19 protein-coding genes are annotated in these 17256 nt (G+C 44.9%); 14 read left to right on the top strand and 5 right to left on the bottom strand.

Translation table 11 applies throughout. The features are described from left to right. Positions 1-55: 55 nt before the first annotated feature. Positions 56-1363, top strand: coding sequence for a short-chain fatty acid transporter (locus AC0J2X_RS06200; RefSeq protein ID WP_039236405.1), 1308 nt, complete (start codon positions 56-58; stop codon positions 1361-1363). 82 nt (positions 1364-1445) lie between these two features. Next, positions 1446-2006 (top strand): isochorismatase family protein, encoded by a 561-nt coding sequence (locus AC0J2X_RS06205; protein ID WP_231513085.1) that lies wholly within the window; start codon positions 1446-1448, stop codon positions 2004-2006. Between the two features lie 32 nt (positions 2007-2038). Here the strand turns inward: AC0J2X_RS06205 and AC0J2X_RS06210 are convergent, their stop codons facing one another. Continuing rightward, complete coding sequence (locus AC0J2X_RS06210; protein ID WP_272492316.1) at positions 2039-2584, bottom strand: cysteine hydrolase family protein; 546 nt, start codon at positions 2582-2584, stop codon at positions 2039-2041. A gap of 104 nt (positions 2585-2688) precedes the next feature. Between AC0J2X_RS06210 and AC0J2X_RS06215 the strand changes: the two genes are divergently transcribed. The 3 genes from AC0J2X_RS06215 (at position 2689) to AC0J2X_RS06225 (ending at position 5614) form a co-directional block, all read left to right on the top strand. Continuing rightward, entirely contained in the window at positions 2689-3645 is a 957-nt protein-coding gene (locus tag AC0J2X_RS06215; protein WP_061486097.1) for a GlxA family transcriptional regulator, read from the top strand. Between the two features lie 81 nt (positions 3646-3726). After that, positions 3727-4929, top strand: a complete 1203-nt coding sequence (gene zigA, locus AC0J2X_RS06220; protein ID WP_061486096.1) for a zinc metallochaperone GTPase ZigA — start codon at positions 3727-3729, stop codon at positions 4927-4929. Position 4930: 1 nt separating this feature from the next. After that, entirely contained in the window at positions 4931-5614 is a 684-nt protein-coding gene (locus AC0J2X_RS06225) for a DUF1826 domain-containing protein (RefSeq protein ID WP_014949968.1), read from the top strand. A 223-nt stretch (positions 5615-5837) separates the two neighbouring features. On the opposite strand, the gene AC0J2X_RS06230 is transcribed toward AC0J2X_RS06225, so the two are convergent. Continuing rightward, the gene (locus AC0J2X_RS06230; protein WP_061486095.1) at positions 5838-7364 is read right to left on the bottom strand and encodes an ATP-binding cassette domain-containing protein; all 1527 of its coding nucleotides are present in this window, start codon (positions 7362-7364) and stop codon (positions 5838-5840) included. A gap of 119 nt (positions 7365-7483) precedes the next feature. Here AC0J2X_RS06230 and AC0J2X_RS06235 point away from each other — a divergent pair, with 119 nt between their 5' ends. Both AC0J2X_RS06235 and AC0J2X_RS06240 read left to right on the top strand, forming a co-directional pair. Continuing rightward, positions 7484-8215 (top strand): SDR family oxidoreductase, encoded by a 732-nt coding sequence (locus AC0J2X_RS06235; protein WP_014976896.1) that lies wholly within the window; start codon positions 7484-7486, stop codon positions 8213-8215. Between the two features lie 5 nt (positions 8216-8220). Continuing rightward, the gene (locus AC0J2X_RS06240; protein ID WP_472995869.1) at positions 8221-8709 is read left to right on the top strand and encodes a GNAT family N-acetyltransferase; all 489 of its coding nucleotides are present in this window, start codon (positions 8221-8223) and stop codon (positions 8707-8709) included. Between the two features lie 60 nt (positions 8710-8769). Here AC0J2X_RS06240 and AC0J2X_RS06245 read toward each other — a convergent pair whose 3' ends face one another. Further along, positions 8770-9189: a helix-turn-helix domain-containing protein gene (locus tag AC0J2X_RS06245; RefSeq protein WP_014949964.1), complete on the bottom strand. Its 420-nt coding sequence runs from the start codon at positions 9187-9189 to the stop codon at positions 8770-8772. A 91-nt stretch (positions 9190-9280) separates the two neighbouring features. Between AC0J2X_RS06245 and AC0J2X_RS06250 the strand changes: the two genes are divergently transcribed. The 7 genes from AC0J2X_RS06250 (at position 9281) to AC0J2X_RS06280 (ending at position 13681) form a co-directional block, all read left to right on the top strand. After that, the gene (locus AC0J2X_RS06250; protein WP_014949963.1) at positions 9281-9778 is read left to right on the top strand and encodes a DUF2938 domain-containing protein; all 498 of its coding nucleotides are present in this window, start codon (positions 9281-9283) and stop codon (positions 9776-9778) included. Between the two features lie 73 nt (positions 9779-9851). Beyond that, entirely contained in the window at positions 9852-10289 is a 438-nt protein-coding gene (locus AC0J2X_RS06255; protein ID WP_014949962.1) for a GNAT family N-acetyltransferase, read from the top strand. 45 nt (positions 10290-10334) lie between these two features. Next, entirely contained in the window at positions 10335-10709 is a 375-nt protein-coding gene (locus tag AC0J2X_RS06260) for a VOC family protein (protein WP_014949961.1), read from the top strand. Beyond that, positions 10706-11125 (top strand): GNAT family N-acetyltransferase, encoded by a 420-nt coding sequence (locus AC0J2X_RS06265; protein ID WP_014949960.1) that lies wholly within the window; start codon positions 10706-10708, stop codon positions 11123-11125. Before AC0J2X_RS06260 ends, AC0J2X_RS06265 begins: the two co-directional genes overlap by 4 nt. A gap of 385 nt (positions 11126-11510) precedes the next feature. Next, positions 11511-12176: a FlgO family outer membrane protein gene (locus AC0J2X_RS06270; RefSeq protein WP_014976894.1), complete on the top strand. Its 666-nt coding sequence runs from the start codon at positions 11511-11513 to the stop codon at positions 12174-12176. Positions 12177-12180: 4 nt separating this feature from the next. Further along, positions 12181-12945, top strand: coding sequence for a FlgO family outer membrane protein (locus tag AC0J2X_RS06275; RefSeq protein ID WP_014976893.1), 765 nt, complete (start codon positions 12181-12183; stop codon positions 12943-12945). A 10-nt stretch (positions 12946-12955) separates the two neighbouring features. After that, positions 12956-13681: a FlgO family outer membrane protein gene (locus tag AC0J2X_RS06280; protein WP_156078524.1), complete on the top strand. Its 726-nt coding sequence runs from the start codon at positions 12956-12958 to the stop codon at positions 13679-13681. 125 nt (positions 13682-13806) lie between these two features. Here the strand turns inward: AC0J2X_RS06280 and mnmC are convergent, their stop codons facing one another. Together mnmC and AC0J2X_RS06290 are read right to left on the bottom strand one after the other, a co-directional pair. After that, a complete protein-coding gene (mnmC, locus tag AC0J2X_RS06285) occupies positions 13807-15867 on the bottom strand; it encodes a bifunctional tRNA (5-methylaminomethyl-2-thiouridine)(34)-methyltransferase MnmC2/FAD-dependent 5-carboxymethylaminomethyl-2-thiouridine(34) oxidoreductase MnmC1 (protein WP_069944563.1) in 2061 nt (686 codons plus the stop codon). Positions 15868-15870: 3 nt separating this feature from the next. Then, complete coding sequence (locus AC0J2X_RS06290) at positions 15871-17145, bottom strand: Kelch repeat-containing protein (protein WP_069944562.1); 1275 nt, start codon at positions 17143-17145, stop codon at positions 15871-15873. Positions 17146-17256: the final 111 nt, after the last annotated feature.

Below are 17256 nucleotides of genomic sequence, written 5' to 3' on the forward strand. Positions count from 1 at the left end.
GGGGAAATAAACGCGTTAATATGCAACAAGTTTTTAACATATTGTGAGAGCGTTAATGCTAAACCGAGCATCAAAACCCTTCGTCAAACTCGTCGAACGATATCTTCCTGACCCCTACATTTTCGTTTTATTACTCACCCTAATTACGTTTGCGTTTGCAGTGGTCATTCAAAATCAGTCTCCACTTACCACTATTCAACAGTGGGGGGACGGATTTTGGGGGCTGCTCACATTTTCAATGCAAATGCTCTTGGTGCTAGTCACTGGGTTTATGTTGGCATGCACGCCATTAGTAAAAGCCTTACTTGAAAGGCTTGCGAGCTTAGCAAAAAGCCCTGGGAGCGCCATTGTGCTGGTCACGTTGGTGTCGCTTATCGCAAGCTGGATAAACTGGGGCTTTGGTCTTGTTGTAGGCGCGTTGTTCGCTAAAGCCTTAGCAAGAAAAGTGTCGGTTGATTATCGGTTATTGGTGGCAAGCGCGTACTCAGGCTTTATTGTATGGCATGGTGGTTTAGCGGGCTCTGTGCCCTTAACTATTGCAACGCCGGGTCATTTTTCAGAAGCACAGATTGGCGTAGTTGGCACTGGAGAGACTATTTTCAGTGGGTTTAACTTGCTGTTATTGGCAATCATGTTCGTGATTATTCCTCTTGTTAATCGTTTAATGTTACCGCCTGAATCTGAAAGCATTATTGTCGATAGCGCCAAGCTAAAAGACGACGCTTTGCCTTCGGCAACAAACGAGCGGCCCGCCGACAAACTTGAAAACAGCAAGGTGCTTGGGTTACTGGTAGGCTTTGCAGGGCTTGCTTATCTCACTAACTACTTTGTTTCAGGGGGCGGGCTTAATCTCAATATCGTTAATACGCTATTTCTCTTTCTCGCTATTGTCCTTCACGGTACACCACGCAATGTACTGCACAGCCTGCAGCAAGCCGTTCAGGGCGGTAGTGGTATTGTTATACAGTTCCCATTTTATGCGGGGATCATGGCGGTAATGGTTCAATCAGGATTGGCCCAAACCATGTCAGAATGGCTGATTAGCTTTGCATCTGCAGAGTCGCTGCCAGTATGGAGTTTTATTAGCGCAGGCATTGTTAATATTTTTGTGCCTTCGGGGGGAGGTCAGTGGGCAGTGCAAGCTCCAGTAATCTTGCCCGCTGCCGCTGAACTTGGAGCCGAAATAAATAGAGTTGCCATGGCGGTAGCGTGGGGTGATGCGTGGACCAATTTGATTCAGCCATTTTGGGCGCTACCCGTACTTGCCATAGCTGGCCTGAAAGCCAAAGACATTATGGGCTTTTGCTTAGTTCAGCTTATCGTAACCGGTGTCATTATTTCCTTGGTATTGCGGTTTGTGTGAGGATTTCGAGAGCAATTTAACGCCGTAAAACAAAGCGAAAAGAGCCGAATGTGAAGCCACAACTAACATACAAGCGGTGTGAATGATGCATTTAGACGAAGAAAAGGTAGGGTTGTTGATCGTAGATGTTCAGGGCGCGCTGGCTCGAAAAGTCAATGATAGCCAGACAATGATCTGCAAAACAGTAAAGCTAATACAGTGTTGTAAATTGCTCAATATTCCCGTAGTTGTACTTGAGCAAAATCCTGATGGCTTGGAGAGAACGGTCCCTGAAATTGAAACTCATGTCGCAAGCGATCCTCACTTTAAGAAATTTACTTTTAACGCAGTAGCAGGTACTGACCAGTGCTCGTCCGAAATACTGGCGTACATTGGTGAAATGGAATTAAGTCGATGGCTGGTTGTGGGAATTGAAGCGCACGTATGCGTTTATCAAACGGTAACGGGTTTATTGGAAAATAATCACATTGTGGAAGTAATACAGGACTGCATTTCTTCAAGAGAGTCTTCAAATGCTGTGCTCGCCATCCAAAATATGCGTGAGCAGGGCGCACGGATCAGCAGTTTTGAGATGACACTTTTTGGCCTTTTAAAATCATGCCAACATCCAAAATTCCGAGAAGTGTTAGCGCTCATCAAGTAGTCGAACAACGTGATGAGCGAAACAAGTCGGAGCTAAGCGAATGCGGTTTCTATCGATACAATGTCAATACCACGCACTTGCATAGAATCCAGCGCCAATAGATGACCAATGGCGTCACGCGTGCAGGTGCAAGGTTCAATGACTTTGGGGGAATACTTGGCAGCAGCTGGTGATAATGCTGTGTGAGTTACGCAGTTGTGCGTCATCATACCTGCAAGAAGAATTTCATCCACGCCCAATGACTGTAAGGTTTCTTCTAAATTGGTGTTCTCAAAACAATCGGCGTGTTGCTTTGTGATGATTGGTGCATCCGGGGCAGCGGCTATCACCTCTTTATGAATTTCAGCGCCATGAGATCCTTCATAGAAAAACAACCCTTCTCCGGCCTCAACAGGCACAAGGTGCTGTATGTGAATAATCGGAATGCTCTTTTCCTTTGCAATAGCCATCGCTTTAAGTGTTTCTTGCATCGCAAGCTCTGGTTTGTGTAAAGGATACTTCCCTTCAGGAAAGTAATCGTTTTGAATATCTATAACAATAAGTGCTTGTTTAACCACGGTCTTACCCTCTTTTTCCAAGAAATAGTCTCTAGCACGGTTTAAGTTGTGCTTACTCGATATTGACTATTTTGCAGATTTTCACGTGTAATAGAGAGTGACGATAATGACAAAAAGCGCGCCAAATGCGACAGCGTTCACAGAACGACAATGAAACGATGAAAGAAATAAAAATAGCAGTAATAAACTATCCAACCGCAAGCCAATCTGCGCTTTACGGCATCGTTGAGATGTTAGAGTTAGCAAATACGATGTGTGAGCAAATCAACGCTGATGTGGCATTTAGCGCGAGTATTTACAAAGCGGAACAGTTGAATTCAAATGCACTAGTTGATGTCGTCATCTTGCCGCCAAGCATTAGTGAAACATTTTTTGAGCATGACTTCACATCACTCATTAACTATATGGAAGTCATGCAGTCCCAAGGTGCATTGCTCGCATCTGCTTGCGTAGGTGCATTTATTCTAGGCAAAGGGGGCTTTTTAGATAACAAAGTGTGTACTACACACTGGCGAATTGCCGATCACTTCATGGCAGCCTTTCCCACAGCAAAACTAGATGCTAAGGCTATCGTGGTAAACGGGGAGGGCGTAATAACAGCTGGCGGGAGAATGGCGTGGATTGATCTTGTGTTTGAAATCATATCGACCTTAAGTTCACCCACCATTGCCTTGAATCTTTCTAAAGAGATGGTGGTGGATACAGGTTACAGGGAGCAAGGCTTTTATCACCAGTTTTCACCTAAAAAAGATCATGGCGATGCTCTCGTTGTTAAAGCGCAAAATTACTTGGCAAACCATTACAGTCAGCCAATTTCTCTTAGCGATTTAGCTAGCCACACTTTCGTTAGTCAGCGAACCTTACAGCGAAGATTTGCGCAAGCGTTAGGTATGTCAGTCATCGATTATCTGCAGAAGCTGAGACTTCATCATGCTTGTCAGCAAATTGAAGTATCAACGCGCAGCATTGCTGATATTGCATTCAACGTGGGCTATCAAAACGTCAATGCGTTTAGGAAGATATTCCGTAAAGAGTATGGGCTTAGTCCGGTGGAATACCGCAAGCGTTTTGCAATAAATTAATCATATCGTTATTTTCATTTTAATTGTTATGTTATAACATTTATTAAATTCGAGATTTAAAATGAAACTTAGCGAGTCGTTATGTCAATTCAAACTCAGCTTCCCGTTACCGTACTCTCGGGCTTCCTAGGCGCTGGTAAGACCACGGTTCTAAATCATATTCTGAATAATCGTGATGGATTAAGAGTAGCCGTTATTGTTAACGATATGAGTGAAATCACTATCGATGCTGCTACGGTGAAAAATGAAATTAGCTTTAATCGAGCCGAAGAAAAGCTAGTTGAAATGAGCAATGGCTGTATTTGCTGCACGTTGCGAGAAGATTTGCTTGAAGAGATAGAGCGTTTAGCGCATGAAGGTAAATACGATTATCTGGTAATAGAGTCTACAGGTATTTCGGAGCCTTTACCTGTAGCTGAGACCTTCACGTTTGCCGATGAAGACGGTAAAAGCTTGTCGGAAATATCACGCCTCGATTCGATGGTTACCGTTGTCGATGCATTGAATTTTCTTAAAGACTATGACGAAGCTAAGTTTCTCAACGAAGTGGGTGAGAGCTTGGGGGAGGAAGACGAGCGAAGTGTGGCAGACTTGTTGGTCGAACAAGTGGAATTTGCTGATATATTGCTAATAAGCAAAACCGACTTAGTCTCTGAACAAGAGTTGGCGCGCCTTAAAAGTATTCTGCAAACCCTCAACACCGAGGCTATTCAAGTTCCGATCGAGCATGGAAAAGTGCCCCTCGACAAAGTGCTGAACACAGGGCGATTTAGCTTCGAGCGTGCTCAGCAGTCGCCCGGTTGGCTGAAAGAAATGCGTGGCGAGCACGTACCAGAGACTGAAGAGTTTGGTATAAGCAGCTTTTCGTACGAAGCGCGACGTCCGTTTGATCCGCAAAAGTTTTATGATTTTATTCATAGTAAAGACATTGCAGGTAAATTAATTCGTTCAAAAGGCTTCTTCTGGCTGGCAACACGCCCTCAATTAGCGGGCAGCTGGAGCCAAGCTGGCGGTATGGCGAGATACGGGGCCGCTGGACTATTTTGGAAAGCCGTACCCAAAGAGCAGTGGCCAGAAGACCCTGAATACCTTAAAGCGATTGAAGAACAATGGATGGAGCCCTTCGGTGACATGCGTCAAGAGCTGGTGTTCATTGGGCAAGGGCTTAATAAAAACGACATTATCGAGCGGTTAGATAGTTGCTTGTTAACAGACGAACAGCTTATTCAAGGTCATCATGTTTGGGCTGAAATGCCTGACCCATTTCCTGCGTGGGAGCACTAATATGCAGGCGCTACAAGACCACATTACTTCCTTTGAACACAGCGAATCTTGGCGTTCAAGCGCCGATGCTATGGTGTTGGGCGATATCTTTGATAAAGGTATTAGCGTTGCCATATGGACAAGGCCCGAAACGCCACTCATCTCGCAATATTATGACGACATTTTTAAATCATTAGGAATGGGGATTCGCGGTGTTTTCTCTTTAATATCACTGAAAGAGGAAATCGCAAAGCTTTTACCTGATGGAAGAAATAGTGCCGGAAAGCAGGCTGCCATTGACGATATTTATTTGCTGTCTGACATGCTCACCACGCTATTTGACTGTGACAGTGTGGGCGTAAGGTTAGTGCCCCTTTCATCAGCAATGTGCCCAAGCTTTCATGTGGACAATATTCCTGTTCGGTTGGTGAATACTTATTTAGGCGAAGGTACAGAGTGGCTGCCGAAAGAAAGTGTGGTTACACGCCAAATGATTGGTCTTAACGACGCGAATACACAAGGGCTTACTAAGAATAGGTTGGGCCAGCACTATCGAGAGAGCAGCGTTAGGCAAATGAACGCGTTTGATGTGGGTTTACTTAAAGGTAAGTCGTGGCAGGGCCATGAAGAATTTGCCGCCGTGCATCGGTCCTGCAAAGTCATACCTGGTACTCATCGCGTGTTGCTTACCCTGGATCCCATGTAGTTTTTAAGTTCTTATTGTACCTCACCCTCGGTTACTTCGGCGCTATCACTTTTTCCATGAGTTTTCCCTTGTGATAGCGCTTTTTTCTTTCTCGGTACCTAGCCTCGCTAATATTTTTAAATATTAGCTTTTAAGCTTCCAGCTTTAAGGCTAATTGTCTTACAGGCAAGTGCCACACCTTTTTAGCGAAAACTTGAAAAGCCAAGGTTTTCAACATATACCCTTAAACATTATAGTCTTTTATATTTAACGTATTGTGAATGCTAGGAATGCGTTCTTCTGCATGGTGATTCACATACAGCAGTGTACTTGTGCCAGCCCTAGCCAATATATCAATAAGCTTAAGCGCTTTCTGTCGGTTGAAGTCATCTAAACCATTGCAAGGTTCATCCAAAATAAGCACGGCGGGGTGCTTAACCATAGAACGTGCAATAAGTACTAATCGCTGGTCACCAAAAGACAGCGACTGAAACGGCGAGTTCTTTTTCTGTTTCAAACCCAGTACTTCAAGCCACTGCTCTGCCACCATGCGTTCCGCTAGCGTGGGGCGAGTGTACAGACCAATACTGTCGTGAAAGCCTGAAATGATAACGTGCTCAACACTTGCATTCACTTTGTACTGCATGTGGAGCGCATTCGACATAATTCCAATGTGCTTTTTAATGTCCCATATGCTTTCGCCTGTGCCACGTTTTATGCCAAACATTGTTAAATCGTTGGTATAACAATGGGAATTATCACCGGTAAACATTTGAAGCAAACAGGTTTTGCCTGACCCATTTGGACCAGTGATCTGCCAATGCTCATTTTTGTTAAGCGTAAAGTTAAGCTTTTCAAATACGGTTCGCTCATCGAAGCGCACGAATCCATCTTTAAGCTGAATTAAGGTATGAGGAAGTGAATCTAACTCACTGTTTTGATCATTGAGGTTTCGGTTATTGCGATTGGGGTCATCGCCGTGTTTGTCTTTAGCGTTAAGGGCTGAGGGAACATCGATATCATCAGACTCTAGTGCAAACCAGGTGCTTAGTTCTGAGCGCAAACCGTCATAGTTAAGTTTATCTTCAGATTTCCACGTAATAGCCAAGTCATCCATGACAATCAACTGGGCTTGCATATTCTTTGGAATATCTGCGAGTTTGTTGGCGGTAAGTACTAAAGAAGCTTGCTGCTGAGAGACAAGAAAGCGACTAAATGCGCTTATCGCTTCAGCATCTAAACCTTCGAAGGGTTCATCAAGCAAAATAATAGAGGCATTACTTAACCATGCCAACATGATAATAATCTTGCGGGTTTCACCTGTTGAAAGTGAAAGAAACCCATTATCTAGCAAATGCTCAATTCTAAGCGCAGAGGCGAGTTCGTCGTAATAAGGGTGGTTTTGATAATCCTCATTAGTCTGTGCGAATAGTTCGCGAACCTGTGTTGGCTCAGCTATTACGTCTAAAATATCTGCACTGTCTTTTTGTTTTTCTTCTTCAATTATCGCTTGCTGTTTAAAAACCGATACCTCTGCAACAACCGAAGTACATTCACGACTACCGCTTGCTACCTTCCCATTACCGGCAAGCGCGGAAATTAAGAGTGACTTTCCGCTACTGTTTCTACCTGCGATAAGGAAGTGCGACGGCGCACTTTCAGTACAGAGCGCTAGCGAAAATGCAGGAGTAATGTATTGATTAGAAAGCTTTATTTGAAATTCAGAAAGGTACAGCATTAATGATCGCGAGTGAATATAAAGTAGAACCATTGTGAAGTTTTCTGTTTATGTGTCAATGGTGAATAAGACTTTCTGAAGCCAGAACTAGCTGGTAAGTTAGTCTTATAAAATTAGCGCCACGTTCAATGGCCAGTTAAGGGAATCAAATTGTGGGCAAGGTAGTTATTGTCACAGGTGCTAGTCGTGGTATTGGTGCCGCGACTGCTAAATTGTTGGGAAGTAGCGATTATAAAGTTTGCGTAAATTATCTTTCGGATAAAAACGCAGCTGATAGCGTGTGTGCGTCGATAGCTGACAACGGTGGCGTTGCATTTGCTCATAAAGCCGATGTTTCAGATGAAACGCAAGTGCTGAACATGTTTGAGACTGTGAACGTCCGATGGGGTGAAATAACGCACCTGGTTAACAATGTGGGTGTTTTATTCACCAAAACTGAGTTAATTAACGTCACCGCAGAGCGCTTCACTAAAGTACTTAATACCAATGTGCTTAGCGCATTCTTGTGTTCGAAGGCTTTTGTAAAACAAAACGTTGCAGGGGGCGCAATCGTTAATGTTTCGTCCATTGCCTCTCGTACTGGTGCTCCTTTTGAATACGTCGACTATGCGACGTCGAAAGGGGCAATGGATTCATTTACTAAAGGGCTTTCATTAGAACTTGCTGCGAAGAACATTCGTGTAAACAGCGTCCGGCCTGGTTTTATTAAAACAGACATTCATGCCGATGGTGGTGAACCTGGCAGAGTAGAACGGATAAGCTCACAAATTCCTATGCAGCGGGGCGGTACAGCAGATGAAGTCGCACAGGCGATAGCCTGGCTTCTATCACCTCAGTCTTCATATGTTACAGGGTCGTTTATTGATTTAGCGGGTGGGAAGTAAAGCGCGTGATAACACTCAGAGATTTTAAAATGAGCGATGTAGGTAGACTGGTAGATATTTCGAATCAACCGTCGGTCACGCAATTTCTGTCGACAAAAATTCCCAGCCCTTATACAAAAGAAGATGCCACATGGTGGATTCAAGAGGGGAGCAAAGAGGGTTTTATAAGAGCTGTAGAGTACGACGGCGAGTTAGTAGGGTGTATTGGTGTTAACCCAGGAAACTTTGAATATGAAAGAGCCGGAGAGGTCGGGTACTGGCTTTGTTCATCACATTGGCGAAAAGGGATTATGCGTGACGCGCTGCGCCAAATTATCGCCCTTACCTTCTCAAACACAAGTATAGAGCGCATTTTTGCCTGCGTATTTTCATCCAATCTTGCTTCGCAAAAGCTGCTGTTAGATGCAGGGTTTAAGCAAGAAGCGATATTGCAACGCGCCATTTTTAAAAATGGACGGTTTTACGATAGCCATATTTTTGCCATTTTGAGGTAGCTCTGCGATGGTGATTTTAGTACCCGCAAAGCGCTGAGTGGTTTCCATTGATACGGATTTTTATTTTACTGCTTTATTCGCGGCAACGCCTTCAATCACCCCTGCGGCTGCAAGGTTCATCAATCGACGAAACCTCGGACATTCCAAATGACTCGGTGCTGTGCAAGCAGCTGCATGGTGCAGACCATCACGCATTGCTTCTAATTTTTTGATTGTTTCATCTAATTCGTTCGCTTTTTTAAGTAGTAGATCGCGATCTATATCAGGCTTTGCATTGGTTCCTAATATCCCAGAAATTTCTTCCAGCGAAAAACCTGCTGCGCGGCCTAGTGCGATTAATTCAAGGCGCTCTAGTACGTTTGAGCTAAATACGCGACGTATACCTTGTCGACCAATAGATTTGATAAGGCCTTTTTCTTCATAAAAGCGCAGTGTTGATGCCGACACTCCTGACTTTTTGGCGACCTGAGATATTTCCATACTTTTTCCCAAAGGAATGCTTGACTTAAAGTTAACTTGAAGTTGTAGGCTAGCATCTCATGTTAATTGAAACTAGTTATTGAGAGTGAATATGGAAAGTATTGTTTTTATCTTGCTGATAGGTATTGGAGCTACTTTAGTGATGGATTTATGGGCCTTGTTGAGAAAGCAATTGTTTGGTATTTCCCCTACCAATTGGGGCATGGTGGGGCGCTGGATAGGGCACATGAGAAAAGGGCAGTTACGTCATACTTCTATTTCAAGTGCCCATGCTGTTCACGGGGAAAGTACTATTGGGTGGACAGCCCATTACCTAATTGGAATTGCCTATGCAGCACTGCTTATTTTCATATGCGGAGAGTCTTGGTTGTTCGAACCGACGCTAGGTCCAGCAGTGGCGCTCGGTATCGCTACGGTCGTTGCACCGTTCTTTATATTGCAGCCAGGTATGGGCGCTGGTATTGCCGCATCGAAAACGCCTAACCCTAATACCGCTCGGTTACACAGTATTATTAATCACGTCGTATTTGGCGTTGGGCTGTACCTTTCGGCTTTGTTAATTAGGCCTTTACTATCAATATGGCTATAAACGACTAATGATGACTTGAGTGAACTTCAGCTTATAATGGCAAGAAAGCAGCGTGCATTTATAAGAAGATAGGATGAAAATTTCACTGGAAGAAATAAACAAATCTAACTATGAGCAGGTTTGTGACTTGGATGTGGCTGATGATCAACAAGCGTTTGTAGCGTGCAATATGTGGTCGTTGGTAGAGTCTTTCTACAACGAGAACCATACCTGCAAAGCCATTTATTGCAACGACCAGCCCGTAGGGTTCTTGATGTGGGTTCAGGAAACGCCAACCAAAGTGTCCATTTGGCGCTTTATGATTGATGAGAGCCATCAGAATAATGGAATTGGCAGAGTTGCTTTATCTCAAGCTATCACGCTTATAAAGCAAACTTCTGAGCTCAAACAGATAGAGATATGCTATAACCCCAAAAATCCTGTCGCCAAAGCCTTCTATTCAAGCTTTGGTTTCGAAGAGGTGGGGTTAGATGAAGATGGCGAAGACATGCTTGCTGTTATTGCCATTTAGCCACGACTTAAATTTAAAGCAGCGAAATGCGAGGGATCTCAAGATATGGACGTCATAGATATTAAGACTTTTATTCCAAGCAAAAACTACGATATTTCTAAAGCATTTTATTCTGAGATTGGATTTAATGCTTCATACGTAAATGAAGACCTAACACTGTTTGAGAATGGTGATTGTCTCTTCTTTCTTCAGCGCTTTTATAATCCTGAATTGGCGAATAACTTTATGCTACAAATATGTGTAGCAGACATTCAGGACGCTTTTGATTTGTGCTCACGCTCGTTACATAAAACGAAAATTTCATCAATTGAGCAACAACATTGGGGAAGTGTTTTCTATCTATGGGGCCCGTCGGGCGAACTACTTCACATTACCGAATTAGGTAGCTTTTGCGAAAACGAGGGGCGGAATGACGAATGATGCATACGAATTACACCGTTAAAGAAAGTCCTCCGTCAGCTGAAGACTTTGCCAGTCTGAGAAAATTGATTGGATGGAGTAACCCGTGTTTATCGGTTGTTCAAAAAAGTATTGATGCCTCGTTGTTTTGGGCAACAATTTACCTCGACAGCAACCTTGTAGGCTGTGGTCGGGTGATTGGCGATGGCGCAATGTATTTTTATATTCAAGACGTCATTATTCATCCAGGACATCAGAATAAAGGCTTGGGATCGAAAATAATGAACACGTTGATTGCACATTTGGAGTCTTGCTGCGCACCTGGCGCAACCATTGGCTTGTTGGCTGCGCATGGTAAGGAAAGTTTTTATCTTAAATTCGGTTTTGAACCTCGTGACGGTGAAAGTTTAGGTTTAGGCATGTGCAGGTTTATTTAGCTAATTGGTCATTAACGCGGCATGAGAGTCCCGGGAGTTCTCAAGTTTTTTAATCACTTGGCATTGTGATCATTGCCTATTTAATTATCGGCAGCTTTCTGTCCTAAGGCGGCAAGTCGCCTCCGCTTTTCATGAATTGGATGGCGATGGATATTAAATTCCTTCAGCACTGAAAAACTATATCTCCCTGAAATTAGCCGCCTTATCTAACACGCTTAAAAGTAGCGTTCTCAATGCTACTTGTAGTCTCTCTTTGGTGTGAATTTTGCAAAAGCCTGTCTAAAGACACTGAAAATGTCGGTTTGCGTAGTAGCTGATCACTGTTTTTCGATGAGTTTTTGCTTCTTTCCGATAGAAATTTGACGTTTTTCACTGGACATGTGTAATGAAAAGTATGACAAAACCTGTCTCTCACGCTTTGCTGACAGAAAATGGTCGCTTAGTCGCGAAAGCCTTGGCATATACCGCGCTTCTCTTGGGCTTACTCTCTGGTTGCTCTTCATCTGACGAACCTAAGAGTCAATTTGCGCAAACCGATGCCAGCGACGTATCGGCATTGGGGAATGTGGAATACCATACCTATATGTTGGCAAACGAACTTTTTGCTGATGTGGGTCCAGCACGTCAGTCTCGCTATGCGGTAGTTGGCTTTGTACCTGCCGATACTATGAAATACAGTGCCGATCACCAACATCCGCTAATGTTGTTGGGCCATCAACTTGAACAGGGAATGATTACTGAGGCCACGAAAAGAGGCTTTTCTACTCAAGAATTTAAGCTTTCGAACGATATAATTGTTAGTAACGAAAGCGACAGAGTATTAACCCGCGATATCGACCAGCTTTCCAACATTGAGCGCGTCGATTTTTATATAACCGGCACTATGGTGTATCAAGAGTCTGGCGCGGTGGTTAACGCTCGAATTATCAACGCTAGAAATAAAAACATTGTCGCTGCAGCAACACGCTTTTTCCCTGCCGAACTGTTTTGGCGCGAAGAACAAGTAACCACCAGAAACGGCAAGTTATACAGAACTGAAGGTACGAGGTAACCCCATGAAAAGACGAAATCAATACGCGGCGCTTTCGCTTTGTGCTTCACTGCTAAGCGTCAGCGGGTGCTCTATGATGATGGGGGAAGAAGAGGTAGCCGAACAAGCGCCTCAGCGCCCGGCCATGAACGTGATTGATATTACTGCCGCCGACCGCGCTCCCTCAAAGCCAGTTGAAAATACCACTGATACCCAGTCTCAGGGTATGGACGCGTACGGCGCTATCGGTCAACCTCCTTTGTATTCGAGTGTACAGGGCGCGTATAAAGGTCGACCTCTAACCAAGCATATTGGCGACTATGTGAAGAACATGGCGCAAGACTTAATTGCCAATATGGAATATGTGAATAACAAGACACCTATTGGTGTAACCCATTTCGCACTGCTAGATACTGACTTGCAGAAAACAGATTTGCTTGGTCGTCAGATGGCGGAATCTTTTGTTCACGAACTGCATAAATTCCGCGTGCCGGTTATCGACTTCAAAGCCACTGAATATATTCGCATTACTGACGATGGCGATTTTGTATTAAGCCGAGACTATCTGGAATTGAGCAGCAGCCTTCCTATTGAATACGTGTTAACGGGAACGATGACAAAGCACCAAGGTGGCGTGTTAGTTAACGCTCGTATTTTGGGCATGGAGTCGCGCGCAGTTGTGGCAACTGCGCAAATGTTAGTGCCGTTCTACGTAGTAGATGCACTTATTCCAAGTGACGGTAGCCAGCAAAACGGTATGCGCGATGGCGTTAAGCTAAGTCGCGGCTAGGAGTTTCAGCATGGTGTATACAAAGAAGCTTGTGTCAAGCAGTTGGGCAGCCGTTGGCGTAATGCTGAGTGTATGTATGACAGGGTGCACTAGCACAGAGTCTATTGGCTCATTTTGGCTAGGTGAAGACGGTGAAATTACTCATCACGCCGAGCCAGTACCTGTACCAAGCCGTTCAGGGCTGGAGTACTCACCAGATTCTCGCGATAGACAATATCAACAGCACGTGGAAGTCGAACCCGGCTATAAAGACCCACTACACCATGGCTATTCCCCTTCACAAACGCACAAGCGCTTAAATGATTACGCCTCGCAACTTGCGATGGAGTTAATGGACAATGCAACCCGTCTTACGCAGCAAGATATGGTGGGTGTGGCGAGTTTTGTGAGGCTTAATCAGTCGTTGAGCGACAGCACCGTGTTAGGCAATCAGCTTTCAGAGTATCTAATAGCCGAGCTACAAGACTTTGGGTTAGCGGTTGTCGACTTTAAGCTTGCAGGTGGCATTACCGTAACGCCAATTGGCGATTTCGTACTTACTCGAGATGGTACTGCACTCGCTAAACAGGTTGAAATGGACCATGTTGTAACAGGCACTATCATTGAAGATGACAGAGGCGTCCGCGTAAACGCCCGTATCGTGTCGCTGGAAAATAAACAAGTGGTGGCAAGCGCCAACGTATACATTCCTGCGTTTATCGTGATGGATTTAAATAAAATGGCTAGCGTAAACTAGCCATTTACTTCCACTGGGCTCTGTTTTTTCAAAGCGAATTCCTTTCATGTTCGCTTTAAATCCTCTAAACGTCCGATCTTTTGTGTCTAGGCACAGTAGAAGTTTCACAAAGACCTCTCCGTTTATTAACCCTGACTTCTTATTGCTTCGCGAGTCATAAAGCGGCTTGTGTTTACAGCATTAAGCAGATCGTTGCTTAAAGGTAGCGGCTCCTTACATAGACTGCTCACCAAGACCTCTGCCATTAAAGGCGCTGTGGTTAACCCTCGCGACCCTAAGCAAGTAAGGGTGGAAACTACGCTGCTTGGTAACACTGGCGCGCTAGTCAACGGTTTGCCCACGCCTAGCATAGTGTAGTGTTCTTTTAATGAGTCAAAATTATGTAGTGCACCGACAACAGGTTGGTGGTCGGGTGAACCTAAACGCGTAGCCGCTCTGGCTTTACCGTCATGTTGTAATGCTTGCACGATGTCGGTGTTTGCCAGCGCCTGTTCGTGTGTGGCGAGGTTCATTTCAGTTTCGTCACTTCTCACATCGGTACTTAAGTCGTTTTTAACGTAGGTTGAACCTAACGCGTGCCGACCTTCGAATACAGGTGTCATATAGCCTTTGTGACACAACACAGTGTTAAGCTGTTCAATTGGCATTTGGGTGGGAATAGCTTCAACCTGGCCGCGAACAGGGCGAAGGGACAGGCTGTCAAAATCGCTAGCGTTTACCGCACCTGCTCCAAGGGCAAGGATAAGGTGATCGGCAGTAATAACTTCTTCATTCTCAACGCTATCTAAATTAAAACGAATTTGCACCTGCTGCTTTGTTGTCTCAACTGCTTCATGAGATACATAAGTATGATTGGGTTTCAGCGTGAGTTTGCCACTTTGAAGTGCTTCTTCAATCATGGCAGTAACTAGCTGCGGAGGAGAAAGCCAACCACCGAGGCCAATGTATAAGCCAGAGTAGGGAAGAGCTAGGTTAGCGATATCGCTCACTTCTTTGCTGTTCACCGGCTTAATCAAAGCTTCAGGCCATACGTCGGCTGCTGCCAGTTTATTTTGACGTTCTGCTACCTTGTCGTTAAAGCTTAGTTGAATAACGCCACAGAAATCGTGGGCAACGTCGGCTAGGCCACAGACTTTTGCATGTTCAACAGTATGGTCGTAGGCTTGTCTAGCATACAAAAAACTGTGCGCCTGAATGCGGCTGGCAATACTTGCTTCGCTATGGAGCTGCGGATAAAAGCCGCCTTGCGGGTTGCCAGAAGCGCCGCTTGCAAGGGTGTCACCATCAAAATACAAAGTAGTGCAAATGCCGCGTTTTACTAAAGCCAGGCATGCCGTAGCTGCTGCAAGGCCGGAGCCTACTACTGCGACTTTGCTTGTTTTATCTAAACTGCCGTTAACGTACCTGTAATAGGGGCCAGCAGGCAGGCGAAGTTTATGCTGCACATTCTCATGGTCTTGGTCAAAAACGCCGGTCAACATGTCGCGCTTACGGCCAAAACCGTTGCGTTTTTTAATGGTAAAACCCACACCAGCTAGCCCACGTTTTACGATGCCTGCGGCGGTAAAGGTTCCAAATGTTGTACCTGTTTTTGACAAGCGAGCCATTTGGCTAAACAGAGCATCGGTCCACATATCAGGGTTTTTGCTTGGTGCAAAACCATCTAAAAACCAGGCATCGATGAGGCCATTTACAGGGGAATGCCACTGAGGTAGAAGTTCGTGAACATCACCAATCCACAAGTCGAGTGTGGTTGAATGGTTATCAAAATGAAGGCGATGACAACCTTCTAGGCCCATGGGGTAAAGTGAGGCGAGTGCTTGCGCTTCGTCTTTAAGAGCAGGAAAAGCTTCTAGCGCACGCTGCATATCCTGTTGAGGCAGTGGAAACTTTTCCGTGGTAATAAAATACAGGCGCTTTAACGGATGATCAGGGTTCGCTGCTCTAAATTCGTTAAAGGCACGCATGGCGACCAAAAAGTTCAGCCCAGTTCCAAAACCTGTTTCGGCGATGACAAAAGTAGGGTTGCGCCACTGTTGCCAGCGCTCAGCAAGGTCGTTGCCTGCAACAAAAACGTGTTGGGTTTCATCAATTCCGCTGTCGTTAGAAAAATAAACGTCGTCAAAATGGTCGGCGACAGGCGTACCGCTCTCATTAAAATGAACCTGTGCATGCTTAGATTTCACTGTTTATTTTTCTCCGTTTATGTCGTTTCTGTGTTGGCACTTTGAATTGGTAGCAGTTTTCACTACTTCAATAGCTTGCCCATCCGATGCTTGTTTTGAAACGTCAGAGCTAGCCTGCCTTTTAGATAAACAAGACACTTCTGCGAGTGTTGAAAAGTGCGGGATTACTTTACTGGTCACGAGCTGTGCGCCAAGCATACCGCCAATGGTGCTCCAAGAACCATTAACGTTAATTAACCCGCGGTGATCCATTGTAGGCACTTCAGCATCTGTTTTTAATATAACCCAGGTTTCTTCCGCAATATCAAAGATCCAGATGGCGTCATCTGCAGTTGAAGGCTCGCCGTTATAGCCAATGCCATTGTAGTTGTACGGATTAGTCGAGCCGCCAACAAAATAGATTTTACTGGTGTCCTTATCGCCCGCTGCCGCCATGCGATAGCGTGCAGTACCCGTTGGATGGTCAAGCGTACGCCAATCAATTTTGAATGGATTTTCCTTGTCAATTTCACCTTTAAAGCAGGCTGTTTCTGGCGCGAAGCTGCGGCGTTTATCGCTGTGAGGTGTTACTGATACGCCGTCACAAATTACCATAGTGCTGTTAACGATGCCGCCAGCTTGCCCGAATACCGGATTGCCAAGAAAAGGGCTCGCCTGTTGCCATTGGCCGGTTTGCGTATCGTAAACCTGCACAAGATTTACGTTGCCATCGTTGTGCCAGCCAGAAACTAAGTACACGTAACGGTCTTGGTAGACTAAAGCAGTTGCATCATCAACAGGGACGGGCATAGGCGTTAATAGCGTATATTCCCCAGTTACAGGAGCGTATTTATATACATCTGGCGTACTAATTTCATTGTGATCTTCATCAACCGTGTAACCGCCAAAAATATAAACGCTGTCATTAACGCCCACTGCTACGGAAGCCAAACGACCTTTTAGTGCAAGGCTGGATGGAACTGGGGGAAGGTCTTGCCACTGCAAAGGTTTATCTTTGCTATCAATAGGAAGCTGCCAAGCACGGTTGTGCACGTCTTTATGGGTTTTGCCTTTGCCCAGTCCCATAAAACTAAATACATATTGTGTGTCGTCTATGGTTACAGAAGCTACGGCATTGTTTGAAACTGGCTCTGGTAGCGCGGGGAGGGCGATAGGCGTAGCTGTTGCTGAGACAGTCGCTGCAGAAGCAATGATAAAGGCAGCCACCATGAAAGAAAGTCGGGGTGCCGCACTTTGGAATATACGTAGAGCAAGAGGTCTTAGCTTTTTTAATAACACAGCAATCTTCAGGTTTATCTAAATTTCGAACGTTTGGCCGCGTATTCTACCTGTCACCTTTTTGTTTTTCCGCAAAAGTTTGTGCCTGCTTAAAACTCTTCTTTTCATATT

Source organism: Alteromonas sp. R7 (assembly GCF_055755235.1).